Origin of the sequence: Methylobacterium trifolii (assembly GCF_022179685.1) — a bacterium.
GTDB lineage: Bacteria > Pseudomonadota > Alphaproteobacteria > Rhizobiales > Beijerinckiaceae > Methylobacterium > Methylobacterium trifolii.
Genome location: NZ_BPRB01000198.1, coordinates 21,625 through 39,874 on the forward strand (window position 1 = coordinate 21,625; position 18,250 = coordinate 39,874).

The 18,250-nt window shown below is 71.8% G+C and carries 19 protein-coding genes and 1 pseudogene; 3 read left to right on the forward strand and 17 right to left on the reverse strand.

Annotation, left to right across the window (positions count from 1 at the left end; all coding sequences use genetic code 11):
* Positions 1 to 7: 7 nt before the first annotated feature.
* From COGEMETH_RS17185 to COGEMETH_RS17255, 15 genes and pseudogenes are all read right to left on the reverse strand, one after another.
* Positions 8 to 1,012 (reverse strand): ABC transporter ATP-binding protein, encoded by a 1,005-nt coding sequence (locus tag COGEMETH_RS17185; RefSeq protein WP_238183824.1) that lies wholly within the window; start codon positions 1,010 to 1,012, stop codon positions 8 to 10.
* Positions 1,009 to 1,989, reverse strand: a complete 981-nt coding sequence (locus COGEMETH_RS17190) for an ABC transporter ATP-binding protein (RefSeq protein ID WP_238183825.1) — start codon at positions 1,987 to 1,989, stop codon at positions 1,009 to 1,011. Before COGEMETH_RS17190 ends, COGEMETH_RS17185 begins: the two co-directional genes overlap by 4 nt.
* On the reverse strand, positions 1,986 to 2,948 hold the full coding sequence (locus tag COGEMETH_RS17195; protein WP_238183826.1) for an ABC transporter permease: 963 nt from the start codon (positions 2,946 to 2,948) through the stop codon (positions 1,986 to 1,988). Before COGEMETH_RS17195 ends, COGEMETH_RS17190 begins: the two co-directional genes overlap by 4 nt.
* A complete protein-coding gene (locus COGEMETH_RS17200; RefSeq protein ID WP_238183827.1) occupies positions 2,945 to 3,925 on the reverse strand; it encodes an ABC transporter permease in 981 nt (326 codons plus the stop codon). The genes COGEMETH_RS17195 and COGEMETH_RS17200 overlap by 4 nt, the downstream gene beginning before the upstream one ends.
* A gap of 17 nt (positions 3,926 to 3,942) precedes the next feature.
* Entirely contained in the window at positions 3,943 to 5,541 is a 1,599-nt protein-coding gene (locus tag COGEMETH_RS17205) for an ABC transporter substrate-binding protein (protein WP_373875386.1), read from the reverse strand.
* 166 nt (positions 5,542 to 5,707) lie between these two features.
* The gene (locus COGEMETH_RS17210; protein ID WP_238183842.1) at positions 5,708 to 8,011 is read right to left on the reverse strand and encodes a TonB-dependent receptor family protein; all 2,304 of its coding nucleotides are present in this window, start codon (positions 8,009 to 8,011) and stop codon (positions 5,708 to 5,710) included.
* Positions 7,994 to 9,361 (reverse strand): annotated as a pseudogene (locus tag COGEMETH_RS17215) (PepSY-associated TM helix domain-containing protein); the annotation flags it as partial. The pseudogene COGEMETH_RS17215 and the gene COGEMETH_RS17210, both read right to left, overlap by 18 nt.
* 42 nt (positions 9,362 to 9,403) lie before the next feature.
* Positions 9,404 to 9,727 carry a hypothetical protein gene (locus tag COGEMETH_RS17220; protein WP_238183828.1) on the reverse strand — a complete coding sequence of 108 codons (324 nt, stop codon included), beginning with the start codon at positions 9,725 to 9,727 and terminating at the stop codon, positions 9,404 to 9,406.
* A 170-nt stretch (positions 9,728 to 9,897) separates the two neighbouring features.
* Positions 9,898 to 10,314: an EVE domain-containing protein gene (locus COGEMETH_RS17225; protein WP_238183829.1), complete on the reverse strand. Its 417-nt coding sequence runs from the start codon at positions 10,312 to 10,314 to the stop codon at positions 9,898 to 9,900.
* A 98-nt stretch (positions 10,315 to 10,412) separates the two neighbouring features.
* On the reverse strand, positions 10,413 to 10,880 hold the full coding sequence (locus tag COGEMETH_RS17230; RefSeq protein WP_238183830.1) for a hypothetical protein: 468 nt from the start codon (positions 10,878 to 10,880) through the stop codon (positions 10,413 to 10,415).
* Positions 10,877 to 11,887: an NAD(P)H-dependent glycerol-3-phosphate dehydrogenase gene (locus tag COGEMETH_RS17235; RefSeq protein ID WP_238183831.1), complete on the reverse strand. Its 1,011-nt coding sequence runs from the start codon at positions 11,885 to 11,887 to the stop codon at positions 10,877 to 10,879. Before COGEMETH_RS17235 ends, COGEMETH_RS17230 begins: the two co-directional genes overlap by 4 nt.
* Positions 11,884 to 12,807 (reverse strand): GNAT family N-acetyltransferase, encoded by a 924-nt coding sequence (locus COGEMETH_RS17240; protein WP_238183843.1) that lies wholly within the window; start codon positions 12,805 to 12,807, stop codon positions 11,884 to 11,886. The genes COGEMETH_RS17235 and COGEMETH_RS17240 overlap by 4 nt, the downstream gene beginning before the upstream one ends.
* Before the next feature lie 17 nt (positions 12,808 to 12,824).
* Positions 12,825 to 13,880: a tRNA (adenosine(37)-N6)-threonylcarbamoyltransferase complex transferase subunit TsaD gene (tsaD, locus tag COGEMETH_RS17245; RefSeq protein WP_238183832.1), complete on the reverse strand. Its 1,056-nt coding sequence runs from the start codon at positions 13,878 to 13,880 to the stop codon at positions 12,825 to 12,827.
* Positions 13,881 to 13,961: 81 nt separating this feature from the next.
* The gene (locus COGEMETH_RS17250; RefSeq protein ID WP_238183833.1) at positions 13,962 to 14,171 is read right to left on the reverse strand and encodes a TOBE domain-containing protein; all 210 of its coding nucleotides are present in this window, start codon (positions 14,169 to 14,171) and stop codon (positions 13,962 to 13,964) included.
* A gap of 84 nt (positions 14,172 to 14,255) precedes the next feature.
* Positions 14,256 to 14,612 (reverse strand): DUF2293 domain-containing protein, encoded by a 357-nt coding sequence (locus tag COGEMETH_RS17255; protein WP_238183834.1) that lies wholly within the window; start codon positions 14,610 to 14,612, stop codon positions 14,256 to 14,258.
* 108 nt (positions 14,613 to 14,720) lie between these two features.
* Between COGEMETH_RS17255 and COGEMETH_RS17260 the strand changes: the two genes are divergently transcribed.
* Positions 14,721 to 14,990, forward strand: a complete 270-nt coding sequence (locus COGEMETH_RS17260) for a hypothetical protein (protein WP_238183835.1) — start codon at positions 14,721 to 14,723, stop codon at positions 14,988 to 14,990.
* A gap of 84 nt (positions 14,991 to 15,074) precedes the next feature.
* Here the strand turns inward: COGEMETH_RS17260 and rpsD are convergent, their stop codons facing one another.
* Positions 15,075 to 15,692, reverse strand: coding sequence for a 30S ribosomal protein S4 (rpsD, locus tag COGEMETH_RS17265; RefSeq protein WP_238183836.1), 618 nt, complete (start codon positions 15,690 to 15,692; stop codon positions 15,075 to 15,077).
* Positions 15,693 to 16,023: 331 nt separating this feature from the next.
* On the opposite strand from rpsD, the gene irr reads away from it, so the two are divergent.
* Complete coding sequence (gene irr, locus COGEMETH_RS17270) at positions 16,024 to 16,536, forward strand: Fur family transcriptional regulator Irr (protein WP_238183837.1); 513 nt, start codon at positions 16,024 to 16,026, stop codon at positions 16,534 to 16,536.
* 58 nt (positions 16,537 to 16,594) lie between these two features.
* On the opposite strand, the gene COGEMETH_RS17275 is transcribed toward irr, so the two are convergent.
* Positions 16,595 to 17,164 carry an SH3 domain-containing protein gene (locus COGEMETH_RS17275; protein WP_238183838.1) on the reverse strand — a complete coding sequence of 190 codons (570 nt, stop codon included), beginning with the start codon at positions 17,162 to 17,164 and terminating at the stop codon, positions 16,595 to 16,597.
* Between the two features lie 266 nt (positions 17,165 to 17,430).
* Between COGEMETH_RS17275 and COGEMETH_RS17280 the strand changes: the two genes are divergently transcribed.
* A partial coding sequence (locus COGEMETH_RS17280) for a 2-hydroxyacid dehydrogenase (protein WP_238183839.1) occupies positions 17,431 to 18,250 on the forward strand: 820 nt, incomplete at its 3' end.

Consider the following 18,250-nt stretch of genomic DNA (forward strand, 5'->3'; position numbering starts at 1 on the left):
AGTCCGATCAATACCCGGCCCGGCCTTCCTCGACCGCGTGGCAGGCCACGCCGTCGATCAGTTGCGGCACCTCGCGGCGGCAGCGCTCGGCCGCGAGGGGGCAGCGGGGGTTGAAGGCGCAGCCCGGCGGCGGGTCGATCGGATTGGGGATCTCGCCGGAGACGGGCACGCGGGCGCGGCCGATATGGCCGAGGTCGGGCACCGCATCGAGCAGCATCCGGGTGTAGGGGTGGCGCGGGCGCAGGAACAGCTCGCGCCCGCCGCCGATCTCGACCACGCGGCCGAGATACATCACGCCGATGCGGGTCGCCATGTGGCGCACCACGGCGAGGTTGTGGGAGATGAACAGGTAGGTCAGCCCGAGCCGGTCCTGGAGGTCGCGCATCAGGTTGAGGATCTGAGCCTGCACCGACACGTCGAGCGCCGAGGTCGGCTCGTCTCCGACCAAAAACTCGGCCTGCGAGGCCAGGGCGCGGGCGATGGCCACCCGCTGGCGCTGGCCGCCGGAGAACGCGTGCGGATACTTGCTCCGATCGTCCGGATGCAGGCCGACCAGCCCCAGCAACTCACCGACGCGGGCCTGGATCGCGGCCTCGCCCCGGATCAGGTCGAAGGCCCGGATCGGCTCGGCCACGATCCGGCCCACCCTCCAGCGGGGGTTCATCGAGGCGTAGGGGTCCTGGAAGATCATCTGGATGCGGGCGCGCAGCCGCCGTCGGGCGGCCGCCTGCTTCGGGTCCGTCATCGACACGCCGGTGATGCGGACCTCGCCGCCGGAGGGCTCCAGCAGGCCGACCACCATCCGCGCCACCGTGGACTTGCCGGAGCCGGATTCGCCAACCAGCGCGAAGGTCTCGCCCCTGGCGATGGTGAAGCCGACCCCGTCCACCGCCTTGAGGCTCTGGCGCGGCGCACGCTCGATCACCCGGTTGAGCCAGGGCTTCGACACGTCGAAGACCCGACGCAGGTTCTCGACCTCGACGTAGGGGGCGGCGCCGGCCGGCACGTTCATGCCGCGTTCTCCTGCGCGTCGAAGAGGTGGCAGGCGACCCGGCTCGGGCCGACCGGGATCGGCTCCGGCCGCTCGACGCGACACCGTGAGAACACCTTCGGGCAGCGCGGGTGGAAGGCGCAGCCCGCGGGGATGGCGGTGAGCCGGGGCATCGATCCGGGGATCTGGGCGAGGCGCCCCGGACTTTGCGTCAGCGTCGGGATCGCGCCCATCAGGCCGGCCGCGTAGGGGTGGCGGGGCTCGCGCACCACGTCCGCGACCGGGCCGATCTCGGCGATGCGGCCGGAGTACATCACGGCGACCCGGTCGGCGGCCTCGGCGATCACGCCCATGTCGTGCGTCACCAGCATCACGGCGGTGCCGTGGTCGCGGCAGAGGCGCTTCAGCAGGGTGATGATCTGGGCCTGGACCGAGACGTCGAGCGCCGTGGTCGGCTCGTCGGCGATGATGAGTTCCGGCTCGGCGGCGAGCGCCAGGGCGATCACCACGCGCTGGCGCATGCCGCCGGAGAACTCGTGCGGGTAGCCGTCGATGCGCCGCTCGGGCGCGGGGATGCCGACCTCCGCCAGCAGGGCGATGGCGCGGGCACGCGCAGCCTTCTGCGACAGGTCGGTATGGGTGCGGATCGTCTCCACGATCTGGTCGCCGACCCGGTAGAGCGGATCGAGGGAGGTGAGCGGGTCCTGGAAGATCATGCCGATGCGCCGCCCCCGCACCCGGCGCATGCGCTCGGGGGGAAGGTCGTCGATGCGCTCGCCGCGCAAGGTAATCGTGCCGCCGGCGATGCGGCCGGGTGGGTCGATCAGGCCGATGACCGCCGCACCGGTGACGGACTTGCCGGCCCCGGACTCGCCGACGACCCCCAAAATCTCGCCCTTGGCGATGTCGAAGGAGACGCCGTCGATGGCCGTGAGGGTGCCGCGCCGGGTCTCGAAGGCGACGGAGAGGTCGCGCACGGAGAGGACGGTGTCGCTCATTGCAGCTTCGGGTTCAGGGCGTCGCGCAGCCAGTCCCCCAGCAGGTTGATCGCCAGGACCAGCCCGGCGAGCGCCAGGCCCGGAAAGGCGACGATCCACCACTCGCCCGAGAACAGGAAGCGGTTGCCGGTGCGGATCAGGGTGCCGAGCGACGGCATGGTCTCGGGCAGCCCCGTGCCGAGGAAGGACAGGGTCGCCTCCGTGATGATCGCGAGCGCCAGGTTGATCGTGGCGATGACGAAGACCGGGCCGGTGACGTTGGGCAGGACGTGGCGCAGCATGATCACCGGGGAGGACAGGCCGATGAGCCGGGCGGCCTGGACGTAGTCCTTGCCCTTCTCCACCATCACCGAGGAGCGCACGGTGCGGGCGTACTGCACCCAGAACGATAGGCCGATCGAGACCACGATGAGCCCGATGGTGGCGTTGGTGTCCAGCGCCCCGCCGAAGGCCGCCTTGGCGACCCCGTCCACGATCAGCGCGATCAGGATGGCCGGGAAGGTGAGCTGCACGTCGGCGACCCGCATGATCAGCGTGTCGAGCCAGCCGCCGACATAGCCGGCGACCAGCCCGAGGGCGATGCCGAGCGCCCCCGAGACGAGGACGCCGAGGATGCCCACGATCAGCGAGAGGCGCAGGCCGTAGAACACGGCCGAGAGCACGTCGCGGCCCTGGTCGTCGGTGCCCCACAGGAAGGGCGCCTGCCCCTCCGCCTGCCACAGGGGCGGCAGGTTGGAGTTGATGAGGTCGAGCTGGGCCGGGTCGTAGGGGTTCTGCGGCGAGATCAGCGGCGCGGCGATGGCCAGGGTGAACAGCAGGGCCGTCACGGCGAGCGCCCCGATCGCGAGCTTCGAGCGCTTGAAGCTCGCCCACAGGTCGGAATCGCGGAAGCGCGCAAGCCGGGAGCGGGGCGCGGCGGCGGGCGGTGGGAGGGCGGCCTCCCCGGCGGATGCGCTCATGCCGCCTTGCCCACGGAGAGGCGCAGGCGCGGGTCCACCACGGTGTAGAGCACGTCCACCACGAGGTTGATGGTCACGAAGATCGCCGCCACCAGGAGCAGGTAGGCGGCCATGATCGGGATGTCGACGTTCTGCACCGCCTGCACGAACAGCAGCCCCATGCCCGGCCACTGGAAAACCGTCTCGGTGATGATCGAGAAGGCGATGACCGAGCCGAGCTGCAGCCCGGCGATGGTGATGACCGGGACCAGGGTGTTCTTGAGGGCGTGGCCGAAATGGACGGCGCGGGTGGTCAGCCCCCGCGCGCGGGCGAAGCGGATGTAGTCGGTGCGCAGCACCTCCAGCATCTCGGCCCGCACGAGGCGCATGATCAGGGTCATCTGGAACAGGCCGAGGGTGATCGCGGGCAGGATCAGGGCCTTGAGGCCCGAGCCCGTGAGGAAGCCGGTGGTCCACCAGCCGAGCCGCACGGTGTCGCCGCGGCCGTAGCTCGGCAGCCAGCCCAGCGTCACCGAGAACAGGAAGATCAGCAGGATGCCGATCAGGAAGGTCGGCAGGCTGACGCCCACCAGGGAGACCGCCTGGAACAGCTTGGCGAGCCAGGTCTCCCGCCGCAGGGCGCAGTAGACCCCCATCAGGATGCCGACCGACAGGGCGAACACCGTCGCGCAGAAGGCGAGCTCCAGCGTGGCGGGCATGCGTTCGGCGAGCAGCGACGCCACCGGCTGGCGGAACTGGTAGGAGATGCCGAAATTCCCCCGCAGGACGTTGCCGGCGTAGCGGGCGAACTGAACCAGGGTCGGGTCGTCGAGGCCGAGGCTCCGGCGCACCTCGGCCCGCTCGGCCACCGGCGTGTCGGCCCCGACGATCTGGTTCACGGGATCGCCCGCGAAGCGGAACATCGAGAAGGCGATGAGCCCGACCACCGCCAGGACGGCGACGGACTGGAGCGCCCGGCGCAGGATGAAGGCGAGCACGGCTCACGCCCCTCCCATCACGGCTCCTTGGAGACCCAGTACAGCATCAGCATGTTGTCCGGGCGCTGCACGAGGGTGACCTTCTTCGAGACGCCCCAGGCGAGCGCCTGCTGGTGGAGGGGGATGTAGCCCCAATCCGCCTGGATGGTGTCGAAGCCCTCCTTGATCTCGGCGTCGCGCTTCTTGGGATCGGTCTCGCTCTCCACGCGGTCGGCGATCTCGTCGATCTTCGGGTTGCAGTAATTGCCGAGGTTCCAGCCGCCGCGGCCTGACTTGTCGCCCTTCCGGCAGCCGGCGATCTCGAACAGGATGTTGTGGCTGTCCTGCGAGGAGGGCGTCCAGCCGACGAGATAGAACGAGGTGTCGTAGCTGGGCGCCAGCACCTTGGCGAAGTACTTGGCCTTGGGCTGGGCGGCGAGGTTCACCTTCACGCCGATGCGGGCCAGCATCGAGACCACCGCCTGGCAGATCGGCTCGTCGTTGACGTAGCGGTCGTTGGGGCAGTCCATGGTCAGGCCGAAGCCGTCCGGATAGCCGGCCTCGGTCAGCAGCTGCTTGGCCCGCTTGGCGTCCGAGGCGGGGCGCTTGAACTCGCCCGAGCGGTCGTAGAGCGTGGGCGCGATCAGCAGGGCGGAGGGGGTGGCCTGCCCGCGCATGACGCGTTTGGCGATCGTGTCCTCGTCGATGGCGAGGTAGAACGCCTCGCGCACCCGCGCGTCCTTGAACGGGTTCTTGCCCTTGACGGTCGAGTCCTTCAGCTCATCGCGGCCCTGGTCCATGCCGAGGAAGATCGTGCGCAGCTCGGGGCCGGCCATCACGGTCGCCGTGCCGCTGGCGTTGACGCGCTGCTGGTCCTGGAGGGGCACCGGATCGACCCAGTCGACCTCGCCCGACAGGAGCGCGGCGACGCGGGTGGCGTCGTTGCCGATGGTGGTGAACACCGCCTCGTCGAGGTTCGACTCCACCTTGCCCCAGTAGCCGGAAAACTTCTTGAACACCGTCTTCACGCCGGGCTGGTGCTCGGTGACGACGAAGGGGCCGGTGCCGTTCTCGTGGAGCGCCGCGTAGCTCGGCGACGTGGCGCTGGCCGGCGAGGGCGCGACCGCGCCGTTCTTCTCCGCCCAGGCCTTGGACATGATGTACCAGGTGGAGAACTGGTAGATCGCGATGGGGTTGGGCTTCTTCAGCAGCATGTCGACGGTGTGGTCGTCGACCTTCACGAACTCGGCGTCGCCGGGCACGTTGGTCTGGAAGTTCGAGCCCGGCGCCCGCACGCGGGCGGCGGAGAAGATCACGTCGTCGGCGGTGAACGGCGAGCCGTCGTGGAACGTCACGTCCTTGCGCAGGTGGAAGCGCCAGCGCGTCGGCTCGGGCGTCTCCCAGGATTCGGCGAGCTGGGGGGCGAACTTGAGGTTCTTGTCGCGGGTGACGAGGGACTCGTAGACCGCACCGTGCATGCCGATCGTGAAGCTCTCCTTCAGGGAATAGGGGTCCAGCGACTTGATGTCCCCCTGGAAGGCGAAGCGGAAGACGTTGGCGGCCTGGACGGGGACCGCCGCAGCGCTCAGGCCGAGGAGGAGGCCGAGCGCGAGGGCTTTCAACGGGCGTCTGGACAAGCGGGACTCCAAAGGATCGGGCCTCTGCGGGATCGGGTCTGAGCGTGCGCCGGATGGCGGCCGGCAGGCAAGGGGGCCGGCCGAACGCGGGTGATCCCGCGGCGCGGATGTCGCACCGGCCGGCATCACACCGGATGCGGCAGCAAGCTCCGGGCCAGGGGGCGGATCAGAACGACAGCTTCATCCCGCCCATAAACGTCCGCGGCGCGCCGGCGAAGACCGATCCGGTGGTGGCCGAGAGCAGAGCCGCCCCGTTCTGCAGGCCGGTGGCCGCGTTGAGGGAATTGGCGAGGTTCTGGGCCGAGGCGACGTAGGTCGTGTCGAACAGGTTGCGGACCTCCAGGTAGAGGTTCAGCCGCTTTGCGTAGCCGCCGGCCAGGTCGGTGGCGTAGTGCACGTTGGCGTTGACGATGGCGTAGCCCGGCGCCCGCAGCAGGTTGGCGTTGTCGATATAGAAGTCGTCCTGGAACACGGTCTCGACGAAGGCGCCGAGGCCGGCCAGCGGGCCGGTCGGCTGGTCGTAGCCGATCCGGGCGAGCAACTGGTGGGCCGGCACGCCGGGGATGTGGTTGCCGGCCCGGTCGAAGCGGGCGGTGCGGGTGCCCGCGCTCAGCTGCTCGACGTAGTCCGTGTAGATCTGGTCGTCGAAGGTGTAGGCCGCAGTGGCCCGCCAGCCGGGGGCGAAGGCCCAGTCGGCGCCGACCTCGATGCCGCGGTGCTCGGAGGCAGGCGCGTTGAAGGTGTAGGCCATCAGGCCGGCGCCGGGGGATTGCGAGACCAGCTCGTTGCGGAAGAACTCGTAGAATCCGGTCACGCTCAGGCGCAGGCCCGGCGTCGGGGTCCAGTCGGCGCCGAGGTCGAAGCCGAGGTTCTCCTGGGTCTGCAACTGGGTGTTGGCGCCGGGCAGGCCGGCCGGCGTGATGAACAGGTTGCTGGCCGCCGGCGTGGTGTAGCCGGTGGCCGCACGCCCGCGGAACGCCCATTCCGTGCTCGGGCGGTAGACCAGGGCCAGTTCCGGCGCGACGTTGAGGAAGCTGCGGTCGGCGGTGGCGAGCGTCGTCGTGGTCCCCGCCGCCGCGTAGGCGTAGGCGCGGTTTCGCCCGGTGATCCAGGTATTCTCGGCGCTGATGCCGGCCACCCCCGTCCACTGGTCGGAGAGGGCGACCTCGCCGCGCGCCCGGCCGCCGAGGTTGGCCTGCACCGCGTCCTGGTCGCCGATCAGCCCGCCGAGGCGCGGGCCGCCGTAGGGGGCGCGGTTGTAGGTGGAGATGTGGCTGTCCAGCGCGCTGGCGCTCAGGGCCACGTAGCCCGTGGCGGGCAGCCCGAAGAAATCCCCGCGCCGGGTCAGGTCGGTCAGCAGGTTGTAGGACGGATAGCTGCCTCGCGAGGAGGTCGCGTAGAAGGGCTGGTTGAAGTTGCGCTCGTCGAACCCGCCCTGGAGGCGCCAGGTCGTCTGCGCGTCGATGTCGTGCTCGATGCGGGCGGCCACGATGGTGCGCCGGTCGTTGCGCAGGAAGCCGCCGTCCCCGGCCGCCACAGGCACGGTGGCGCCGAACAGGCCGTTGCGGAACAGGTTGATGATGGTGCAGCCCGGCGCCGGGGCGAGCCCGGAGGCGCAGCCGCGCTGGTAGGGGTTGACGCCGAACTGGTCCAGCGACGAGCGCACGGGGAGCGCCGCGAACAGGTCGTTGTTGATCACCTTGAGGGTGATGCGCGTGTCGGGCGACGGCGTGTAGCTCGCCAGCAGGTTGATGGTCTGGGTGTTGTAGCTCGCATGGTCCTGGTAGCCGTTGGCGCGCACGTCGCTGGCGAACAGGCTGATCTCCACCGGGCCGCTGACGCCGCCGACGGTGAAGTAGTTGCTGAGGTAGCCGAAGCTGCCGGCATCCGTGCCGATCTCGTAGCCGTCGATCTCGCGGCCGGTGCGGGTGCGGAAGGCCAGCGCCCCGCCCGTGGCGTAGTTGCCGAACAGGGCCGATTGCGGCCCCCGGAACACGTCGATGCGGCTGTAGGCGCGGGGATCGACGATGTCGAAGCGCGAGGCGCCGTCCGGCTGGGTCATCACGAAGCCGTCCTCCAGCACGACCATGTTCTTGGTCACGCCGGTGGAGCGGGCGTTGTTGCCGCGGATCGAGACCACCACGTCGCGGGCGCCGTTGCCCTGGCGCACGGTGATGCCGGGGCTGTCGAGCAGCACCGAGCCGATGCTGGTGGCCGGGCGGTCGGCGATGGTGCCCTGCCGTCCGATCGCGGTGACGACCTGGCCGACCGGCTGCTCGATGACGCTGGCGGACGAGCCGGGGGGGGCGGCGACGCCGAAGGCGCCGCGCGGCCCGTCCCCGGTGACGGTGAGTTCCTCCAGGGTGACGGCGGCGTCCTCGGCACGGACCGGGGTCGGAAGGCAGCCGACCGCGATCACCGCGAGGCACAGGGGCAGGCCCGCGCCGGCAGCGGCCCTGCGGCCGCGCAGGGCCTGGGCCGCGAGGTCGATTCCGAGCATCAAGAGGATGGCGAGGCCCGTCAGGGGAAACAGCGCGCCGAGACCCAGCACCAGGGCGGTGACGGTGGCCGCGATCCGCCGGTCGCGGGGCCAGGGCGGGACGCCGAGGCCGCCCGCGGGTCGGCGCTTCCACCACATCACCCCGGCGGTGACTGAAAGCAGGATGGTGGCGAGGCAGAAGGCCAGCATCGCGAGCTGGTTGGCCCGGCCCCAATACTCGCCCTTGTGGATGCCGATGCCGTACTGGATCGCCCGGCCCACCGGCCCGAGTTCGGAAAAGCGCACGTCGAGGAGGGGCCGGCCGCTATACTGGTCGAGGGAGACGAGGCGCTGGCCCGCCACGTCGCGGGGATAGATCGCTGCGGCGTAGACGTCGCTCGCTCCCCGCGGCAGGGCGAGTTCGTAGCCCGCCGGCATCCCGAGGCCGTGCAGGATCTCGGCGGCGCGGTCGATGCCCAGCGGCGTCGGGCCGGGGCGCGAGAGCGGCACCGGTGCGTCCTGCATGGTCCAGCCGGCGCTCTCCAGCCGCTCACCCATCGGTACGGCCGAGACGGGCTTGCCGGCCCAGAGTTCGCGGGGCTGGCCGAGGCCGGCCTGGTTCGTCACGTTGCGGAACTGCTGGCCCCACCAGACCGACCAGGGCAGGCCGGTGGCCGCCAGGAAGAACAGGCCGCCGCCGGCCACGAGACCCGTCACCGCATGCAGGTCGCGCCACCAGACGCGTGTGCGGGGCCGGCCCCGGACGGAGACGACACCGCCTCCTTGCCCGCGCGGCCACCACAGGTAGAGGCCGGTGAGGACGAGGATCAGGGCGAAGCCCGCCACCACCTCGATCACGGCGTTCGCCAGCGGCCCGAAATAGGCGAGGCTGTGCAGGCGCCGCACCACGGAGGAGAATTCCTGGTCGGCCGCCACCCGGTCGAGCACGTCGCCGCTATAGGGGTCGAGCCAGACCAGAATCTTGCCGGTCGGGCCGGCCAGGGTGACGAGCGCCGAGGCGGCGGAGTTCGCCGGCTCCGTAAAGGTGACGGGCGCGGCCTCGGGCACGGCCTGGGTGGCGTTGAAGATCAGCCGATCCGGTCCCAGCGGCGGCGTCGCCCGGACCGCGACGGTGGTCCGGTAGGCGAAGACGGTCCCGTCGATCTCGGCCTTGAACAGGTAGAGGGCGCCCGTGGCCGACAGAAGCACCAGGAAGGGCAGGCTGAGGAGGCCGGCATAGAAGTGCCAGCGCCAGACGGCGCGGTACACGGCCTCGCGCGAAAAGCGCACGGCCGGCGCGTGAGGGAACGCGGCGGCGTCGCCGGAGAGCAGGCGTGACATAGGCGTGAGGTCCGGGTCTGAGCGATCGGGAGAGCGGATCGGTCAGAGTGCGGGCGGACCTCGGGGGCTGGCGGTGGGGTCGGGAGGCGCGCGGGGCGCGATGGCGTCGGCGGGGCTCCAGACCAAGCGCGTCGCCACGCGCAGGGGCCAGGCGGGCGTCGCGAGCAGACTCGCCACGGGGGCGAGCGTCAGCGGTTCGGCGTGGATCGGGAGGCAGCATTCGTGCTGGCGGCAGGCTGCCGGGTCGTCGGCGGGCGCGTCCGTTCCGTCGTGCCCGCAGATCATCGCCTCGCCGGGGCCGGCGAAGGCGGGGGGCGCGAGGGCGCCGAGGAAGGCTTGGAGCAGCAGCGCGTAGAGCGCGATCACGGCAATGATCGCGCGCCCTCCAGCCGATCCGGGCGAACGCCTGCGCATGGCGACAGGTCTAGGCCGCGCCCGCGCGGAGCGTCAACGCGAGGAACGCGGATTTCGGACGGGTTTCACGAGGCGGGCGGGCGCCTGTGTCTTCCGGGTTCCCCGGGACGGGCACCGCCCCCTCAGTCGAGCCCGCCCATCGCCAGGACGAGGGCCCATTCCGCCGCGCTCACCGGTTGCACCGAGAGGCGGGAATTGGTGACGAGCACCATGTCCGCGAGCCCCGGCGCGGCCTTGATCGCGTCGAGGCCGACAGGCCGCGGCAGGGGCCTTATGGCGCGCAGGTCGACCATGCCGAAGCGGCCGGTCGCGTCGGTGTCGTCGGGGTAATAGGGCCGGATCACCTCGACGAGGCCGACCACCGCCTTGCCCTCGTTCGAGTGGTAGAAGAAGCCGTGCTCGCCCACCTGCATCGCCATCAGGTGCTTCTTGGCGAGGTGGTTGCGCACCCCGTTCCAGTGCGTGCCGACAGCGCCTGCCGCCACTTGCTGGTCCCACGACCAGGTCGCGGGTTCGGACTTGAAGAGCCAGTGCGCCATCGTTCTCCCGCCGGATTCGTCACGGGCACGCCTTCGGCGATCCGCCGGCGCAGGGCAATCGCCCCTGGACGCCTAACCCCGTTTTTCGTCGGCCCCGGTCAGTGGCGCGGCGCGAGGGCCGCCGCCCAGAAGGCCAGGCTCTGCCGGTTGATCGGCGCCCCGGCCCCGGCATTCCGGGCGGTGACGAACGCGAAAAAATCCTGCGCCTCGGCCTCGCCCAGCAGGGCGCGCACGGCCGTGAGGATGCGGGTGATGCGCAGGTGGTTGTGGTCGTGGGCGCCGAGCCAGAGGTCGGTCCCGGCATAGAACCGGCGCATCCGCGCGAGCATGGCGGACAGCCCCGCAAGCGCCTCGGGGTCGGCGCGGATGGCGTCGGCCTCGCCGGGCGCAAGGACAGGGGCGCCGGGCACGGCGCGGCTCGCCTCCGGGAGGGGGAAGCACCACTGGATGAAGTCGTGCACGGCCTCGATGCGCCCATCCTCGAAGGCGATCACCTGCGCGATCCTGCGGCCGGACCCGTCCGGGCCGCGGCCGGCGAGGAAGTCCCGGATCGGAAATCCGCTCATTCCGCTTCTCCCTTGAGGGGCCGGGCCAGGAGCCGGGCCACCACGTCCTCGACGCTGGCCGCGCCGGAGACGATGGCGGCCACCGATTCGGCGATCGGCATCTCGATCCCGCGTCCGCGGGCGAGCGCCACCAGGGCGGCGGCGGTGAAGGCGCCCTCCGCGAGCTTGCCGCCGGCGGCTTCCTCGGGCGTGGCGCCCGCGCCCAAGCGCTCGCCGAAGGCGAAGTTGCGGGACTGGGGCGAGGAGGCGGTCAGCACGAGGTCGCCGAGGCCCGAGAGGCCCATCAGCGTCTCGGCCCGGCCGCCGAAGCCCCGCGCGAACCGCATCAGTTCGGCGAAGGCGCGGGCGATCAGCGCGGCCCGCGCGCTCTCGCCCAGGCCCCTCCCCGCGACGATGCCCGAGGCGATGGCCAGGACGTTCTTGCCGGCCCCGCCGATCTCGACGCCGCGCACGTCGTCGGTGTGGTAGAGGCGCAAGGCAGGCCCCGACAGGCTGCGGGCGAGGGCGGCGGCCAGGGCCGCATCCTGCGCCGCGAGCGTCACGGCGGTGGGCAGGTTGCGGGCGACGTCCGCGGCAAAGCTCGGGCCGGAGAGCACGGCCACCGGCGTCCCATCCGGCAGGGCCTCGGCCGCCACCGCGCTCATGAAGCTGTCCGTGCCGCGCTCGATGCCCTTGGCGCAGAGCACCACCGGCGCGCCGGGGGCGAGCACGGCCCGCAACTGGCCCAGCACCCCGCGCATGGTCTGGGCCGGGACGACCAGCAGGTTCGCCCCGGTGCCCCCGAGATCGGCCGCGCGCCCGGTGGCGCGGATGCGCGGGTGCAGGGGCACGCCCGGCAGGTAGCGGGCGTTCTCCCGGTCGCGTTCGAGGCGCGCGGCGGCCTCTTCGTCGCGCAGCCACAGCACCACGTCGCGGCCGGCGGCGGCGGCGGCGTTCGCGAGCGCCGTGCCCCAGGCGCCGCCGCCCACCACGCCGATCCCGTCGCCGATCCCATCCCTTGCGCTCATGCGATCGGTCCCGTCCTCAAAGCCTGCCAGTCCGAGGCCGCCAGCCGGTAGAGCACGTGGCGGGCAAGCGGGCTCCCCGCCTGCAACCCCGGATGGTCGAAATCCTCGGTGGCCACGTGCACCATGCCGAGCCGCTCCATCACCCTGCGCGAGGGCGCGTTGCCGGCGGCCGTGAAGGCCACCACGGAGTGGATGCCGCAGCGGCCGAACAGGTCGGCGAGGCTCAGGCGCGCGGCGCGGGTGGCGAGCCCCCGGCCCCAGCCGGCCGTGGCGAAACGCCAGCCCACCTCGACGCAATCCCCCGGCCGCTCGCCGCCGGTAAACGGCATCGCCCGCATCAGGCGCATGGCCCCGGCGAAACCGAGGAAGCGGCCGGCCTCCTCCACCGCCCAGGGTCCGAACCCGTCCGCCTCGAAGCGGCGGTCGAGGGCGCGGGCCTCCATCAGGCTCTCGGGCCGGCCTTTCGGGCTGGGGAAGTGACGCATCACCTCCGGGTCGGCGTTCAGGGCGGCGAAGGCCGCGTCGTCCGACCGGCGCCAGCGCCGGAGGAGGAGGTCGCCGTCGCGCAAGCCATCCGGGGCCGGCGGGGGTTTGAGGCTGCCGCGCCATTGCAGCGAGCGCCGGTTCAGCAGGGCGAGGTCGGCGCGGCCCGCGAGCACGGCCTCGCCGAGCTCGATGGCGCAGGACAGGCGCGCTTCCGGCATGTTGGCCCAGGCCGGCGGGGCGACGCTCTCCCGCCAGGGGCCGCCGCAGGCGTTGTCGAGGAGGATGCGGGCGAAGCAATGGTCGAGGCGCACCGGCCAGTCGGGGCGGGTCCGCGCCGCCTCGGGCAGGAGGCTGTCGACCAGACGGCGCCAGCGGGCCTGCTGCTCGGGCCGGGACGCGGCGGTCCCGAAGAGCGGCCCCGGCTCCGCGGGCAGCCGGCGCCCGGCCGCCCTCACCCGGCCAGGGCTCCGGCGGCGGGCTTCTCGGCGAAGGGCCAGCGGGCGCGGGCAGGCGCAGTGAGGTCGTCGGTGAGCCCGAGGCGCAGGCGCTCCAGCCCGGCCCAGGCGATCATCGCGCCGTTGTCGCCGCACAGGGCCAGGGGCGGCGCCACGAAGCTCAGGCCCGCCTCGCCGGCCAGCGCCGCCAGCGCCCGGCGGATCGCGCCGTTGGCCGAGACGCCGCCGGCCGCCACGAGGGCGGTCGGGTGCCCGGCCACGCCCGAGAAGGCGCGCAGCGCCACGCGGGTCCGGTCCACCACCACGTCCACCACCGCGGCCTGGAAGCCGGCGCAGAGGTCGGCCACGTCGCGCTCGGCCAGCGGGGCGATCCGTTCCGCCTCGATGCGGAGCGCAGTCTTGAGGCCGGAGAGGGAGAAGTCGGCCTCGCGCCGGCCGAGCATCGGCCGCGGCAGGGAAAAGCGCTCCGGGTCGCCGGATTCGGCCATGCGCTCGACCTCGGGGCCGCCGGGATAGCCCAGCCCCAGGAGCTTGGCGATCTTGTCGAAGGCCTCGCCGATGGCGTCGTCGATGGTGGTTCCCAGGCGCACGTAGTCGCCCACGCCCTTGACCGCGACGAGCTGGGTGTGGCCGCCGGAGGCCAGCAGAAGCAGGTAGGGGAAGGCGAGGCCGTCCGTCAGCCGGGCGGTCAGCGCATGCGCCTCCAGGTGGTTGACGGCCAAGAGCGGCTTCCGGCTGACCAGCGACAGAGTCTTGGCGGTCACGAGGCCGATCAGCACCCCGCCGATCAGGCCGGGCCCGGCCGCCACCGCGATCCCGTCCAGCTCCTTCAGGCCGAGGCCCGCCCGGTCGAGGGCGCGGGCGATCAGCCGGTCGAGCACCTCCACGTGGGCGCGGGCGGCGATCTCCGGCACCACGCCGCCATAGGCCGCGTGCTCGGCGATCTGGCTCAGCACCTCGTTGGAGCGGATCAGGCCGCGCCCGTCCTCCCCCGGCGCGACGACCGCGGCCGCGGTCTCGTCGCAGGTCGTCTCGATGCCGAGCACGTTCATGGTGGTCGCGATCCTCTGCCGTCCCGGCATCGTACCCGGCCGCCGCGCCGGAGCAACGGCGGCAGGCCCCGACGAGGGGGTTCAGTCGACGGCGACCATCACGTCGGAGGCCTTGACCACGGCGTAGGCCGAGCCGCCGGCGACGAGCTTGAGGGCGTCGACGGCCTCGTTGGTGATCGCGGCGGTGACGACTTGGCCGGGGCCGATCTCGATCTTCACGTGGGCCGTGGTGGCGCCCTTGTCGATGGAGACGACGGTGCCCTTGAGGACGTTGCGCGCGCTGATCTTCATTGGTCTTCCGGAACTCCGACCGGCCGCGGCATGCGGCGTCGGCGCGTCCTATAGCACTCCGAATGCGCCTTGCGACTCGCCGAATCAGGCCTCCGCTTCGTCCGGCTCCCCGTCCTCCGGGATCGGCCGCGCGCCCCAGGCCGCGAGCACGGCGTTGAGGTCGTCCAGGACGAAGTGGCGGGCGCTGTCGCGGTCGTAGCCGTCGTCCAGGAGGCCGTCGTAATCGGTGAAGACGTGGCGGGCATAGGCTGTGAGGGCGAGGCGCGCGGCGGTTTCCGCGGCGGCGCCCCGCAGGCCGGGGCTCAGGAGCGCCCGGTCGAGGATCGCGTCCGCCTCGAAGGCGGGCAGGCGCGGGGCGAGGCGCGCGAGCGCTCCCGCCAGGACCTCGCGGCGGTTGCCCGACTTCAGGATCGGTCCCCTCCCCTCACGCGACGACGCCATAATTTCCGCTCCTGCACGCGGTATCGCGCGCGTCGAGTTCAGGGCCGGACCGATCCCGATGCAAGCATCGTGTCGGGACCGGCCGCGCCCCACGGGAGATCAACGTCCATGCGCCACGCGCTCACCGCGCTCGCCCTCGCCGCATCGCTGGCAGCGAGCGCCGCCTCGGCGCAGGCCGCGCCGCCCAGCCCCGGCTCCAAGCCCGCCCGCAGCACCGCCGCGACCGGCCAGACCAAGCCGCCGGGCAGCGGGGGCGCGCCGATGAAGGCCGCCAACGAGGCGGCGATGCTTAAGGCGCAGAAGGCCTCCCAGGCCCGCGACAAGGCGTGGGACTCCAAGATGCACGACACCATGGGCTCGATCTGCCGGGGCTGCTGAGCCTCGGCACCACACCGGACGCGCGCCACGAAAAAGGGCCGCCCTCACGGGCGGCCCTTCGCATGTCCGAGAGAGCCGGACGGATCAGCGGGAATAGAACTCGATCACGAGGTTGGGTTCCATCTGCACCGGGTAGGGCACCTCGGTGAGGCCCGGCACGCGGGTGACGCGGGCGGTCATCTTCTGGTGGTCGACCTCGATGTAGTCGGGCACGTCGCGCTCGGAGAGCTGGCTCGCCACGACGACGACCTCGAGCTGGCGCGAGGCTTCCTTGACCTCGATCAGGTCGCCCGGCTTCACGAGGTAGCTCGGGATGTTGACGCGCACGCCGTTGACCTTGACGTGGCCGTGGTTGACGAACTGGCGCGCGGCGAACGGCGTCGCGACGAACTTCGACCGGTAGACCACGGCGTCGAGGCGGCGCTCGAGCAGGCCGATCAGGTTCTCGCTCGAATCGCCCCGCAGGCGGATCGCCTCGGCGTAGTAGCGGCGGAACTGCTTCTCGGTGATGTTGCCGTAATAGCCCTTGAGCTTCTGCTTGGCGCGCAGCTGCGTGCCGAAGTCGCTCATCTTGCCCTTGCGGCGCTGGCCGTGCTGGCCGGGGCCGTATTCGCGGCGGTTGACGGGGCTCTTCGGGCGGCCCCAAATGTTCTGGCCCATGCGGCGGTCGAGCTTGTGCTTGGCCTGAATCCGCTTCGACATGTCGCGTGTCCTCTCGTGAGAGTTGATCGAGGAACGCGCCCTCCTCTTCCCGCGGCATGGTGGAGCCCGGGACGACAGAGCGGGGTCGAGGCCGCTCGCGGGTGCGTATGAAAACGCCACGGGGCCCCGCAATGGAGCCCCGTCGACGAAGCGCGTCTCTAGTAGAGGCGGAGCCGCGGGTCAACCTCGGGCGACCGCTGCGGGACGCGAGGCGGGCAGGCCGGCGGAATTCACGGGGCGCACCGCGGCGGAGTCGGGTTGCGGTGCGAACACCGCTCCAATATACTCTTTGCTATATTCCCGCGTCCCTTCGTGAGCGTTCAAACCAGCGATGTCCGATCTGGTGCCCCTGCAGGCCGTGCTCAGCGGCCGAATTCCGTCGATCCAGGCGGATGCCTCCGGAGCGGGCCTTCGCGGCTGTCCGCTCTCCGACCTGCGCGACCGCCTGCGCCGCGCCGGCCTGCGGCCGACGCGCCAGCGCTTGTCCCTGGGCTGGCTCCTGTTCGGCCGCGGGGACCGTCACCTGACGGCGGAAATGCTCTACGACGAGGCGATGCGCGCCAAGGTGCCGGTCTCGCTGGCCACCGTCTACAACACCCTGCACCAGTTCACCGAGGCCGGCCTGCTGCGCCAGCTCGCCCTGGACGGCTCGAAGGCCTATTTCGACACCAACCCGAGCGAGCACCACCACTTCTTCCTCGAGGACGAGGGACAGGTGCTGGACATGCCCGATTGCGGCATCACCATCGATTCGCTGCCCGAGGCCCCCGAGGGCATGGAGATCGCCGGCGTCGAGGTCATCGTGCGCCTGCGCCGCCGGCCGGGCGTCCGCCGGGCGAGCTGATCGCATTTCAGCTTGATCTGAAACGCTCGAAGGCCCGGCAGCGTCCGGGTCTTTTGCGTTATTCCACCCGCTCGTTCGGGTAGACCCCCCAGAGGCGGTTCTGCTTGATGTAGCCGTCCACGTCCCCGCGCTTGGACGGCAGGGCGACGACGAGCCGGCACCAGGTGCCGGAACAGGTCTTCACGCTGCCGATGACCCCCGCCTCCAAGCGCGCCTCGTCCTCGGCGCCGTCGTCGGCGCGCGCGCGCAGGGGGACCGCGGCCTGGGCCGTCGCCTTGTCCGCCGCCCGCGACGGCGTGACGATCGCGGTGCGCCGGCCCGAGAGCAGCGAGTGCAGCACCCAGCCCTCGGTGCCCTCGGAATCCCGTATCCGGCGCCAGGTCTCGAACTCGGCCACGATCTCGACCGGCAGCCCCGCGCGCTGGAACACCCACAGGGTGCGGTGGTCTTTCGACGGCCCCTCGCGCAGGTTGACGCGATCGGTCTTCAGGCTGGCGTAACGGGGCAGCGGAAGCTTGGTGACGGGGCCCATGCCCGCCTCCGGCGCGGCCGGGGCCGCGGGTGCGGCCGAGGCCGGCGCCGCGAGGACGAGGGCGAGACCGATCAGGAAAAAGCGGGCCACACGCATCGTCCGTCTCCTAGAGGTGTCCCCGGCGCAGGCGCCGATTCCGGCCGGCCGATTGTGTTCCGCCCTCGCTCTGATAGAGAGGCCGGAAGGCCCGCTGCCGGGCGCGGGCGTTCACGGATGCCGTACGATCCTGTCTCGCCGAGTCCGGTTAACGGACGCTTGCGGCCGGGAACCGGCGGCGCCCGCCGGGCGTCCGGATTCCGGGCGGACCGTGCGCCGGATGACGGGCAGCCGGCACGGGACCGGGCCTACATGACAGGGGAGGAGTGATGACCTCGAAGCGCAAGCCGCTCGTCGTGGTGACGCGGCGCCTTCCGGACGCCGTCGAGACGCGCATGCGCGAACTCTTCGACGTGCGCCTCAGCCAGGACGACAAGGCGATGGGGACCGACGCCCTCGCCGCCGCCCTGCGCGAGGCCGACGTGCTGGTGCCCACCGTGACGGACGAGATCGATTCCGGCCTCCTGGCCCAGGCCGGCCCGAACCTGCGGCTGATCGCCAACTTCGGCAACGGCGTCGACCACATCGACGTAGGCGTGGCGCTGGAGCGCGGCATCACCGTCACCAACACCCCCGGCGTCCTCACCGAGGACACCGCCGACATGACCATGGCGCTGATCCTCGCGGTCGCCCGCCGGGTCACGGAGGGCGCGCGCATCATCCCGGACGACGACTGGACCACCGGCTGGTCGCCGACCTGGATGCTCGGCCGGCGCATCACCGGCAAGCGGCTCGGCATCGTCGGGATGGGCCGGATCGGGCAGGCGCTGGCGCGCCGCGCCAAGGCGTTCGGCCTCCAGATCCACTACCACAACCGCCGCCGCGTGCCGGCGGCCATCGAGAGCGGGCTGGACGCGACCTACTGGGAATCCCTCGACCAGATGCTGGCCCGCGTGGACATCGTCTCGGTGAACTGCCCGCATACGCCGGCCACCTACCACCTGCTCTCGGCCCGCCGCCTCAAGCTGCTCAAGCCCGAGGCGATCGTGGTCAACACGGCCCGCGGCGAGGTGATCGACGAGAACGCGCTGGCCCGGCTGATCGAAGCCGGCGACGTCTCGGCCGCGGGCCTCGACGTGTTCGAGC

Bases quoted from the DNA above. Each gene is read 5' to 3' on its own strand.
- COGEMETH_RS17185 (WP_238183824.1), bottom strand. From the start codon at position 1,012: ATGAACGTGCCGGCCGGCGCCGCCCCCTACGTCGAGGTCGAGAACCTG.
- COGEMETH_RS17190 (WP_238183825.1), bottom strand. From the start codon at position 1,989: ATGAGCGACACCGTCCTCTCCGTGCGCGACCTCTCCGTCGCCTTCGAG.
- COGEMETH_RS17195 (WP_238183826.1), bottom strand. From the start codon at position 2,948: ATGAGCGCATCCGCCGGGGAGGCCGCCCTCCCACCGCCCGCCGCCGCG.
- COGEMETH_RS17225 (WP_238183829.1), bottom strand. From the start codon at position 10,314: ATGGCGCACTGGCTCTTCAAGTCCGAACCCGCGACCTGGTCGTGGGAC.
- COGEMETH_RS17230 (WP_238183830.1), bottom strand. From the start codon at position 10,880: ATGAGCGGATTTCCGATCCGGGACTTCCTCGCCGGCCGCGGCCCGGAC.
- COGEMETH_RS17235 (WP_238183831.1), bottom strand. From the start codon at position 11,887: ATGAGCGCAAGGGATGGGATCGGCGACGGGATCGGCGTGGTGGGCGGC.
- tsaD (WP_238183832.1), bottom strand. From the start codon at position 13,880: ATGAACGTGCTCGGCATCGAGACGACCTGCGACGAGACCGCGGCCGCG.
- COGEMETH_RS17250 (WP_238183833.1), bottom strand. From the start codon at position 14,171: ATGAAGATCAGCGCGCGCAACGTCCTCAAGGGCACCGTCGTCTCCATC.
- COGEMETH_RS17255 (WP_238183834.1), bottom strand. From the start codon at position 14,612: ATGGCGTCGTCGCGTGAGGGGAGGGGACCGATCCTGAAGTCGGGCAAC.
- COGEMETH_RS17260 (WP_238183835.1), top strand. From the start codon at position 14,721: ATGCGCCACGCGCTCACCGCGCTCGCCCTCGCCGCATCGCTGGCAGCG.
- rpsD (WP_238183836.1), bottom strand. From the start codon at position 15,692: ATGTCGAAGCGGATTCAGGCCAAGCACAAGCTCGACCGCCGCATGGGC.
- irr (WP_238183837.1), top strand. From the start codon at position 16,024: ATGTCCGATCTGGTGCCCCTGCAGGCCGTGCTCAGCGGCCGAATTCCG.
- COGEMETH_RS17275 (WP_238183838.1), bottom strand. From the start codon at position 17,164: ATGCGTGTGGCCCGCTTTTTCCTGATCGGTCTCGCCCTCGTCCTCGCG.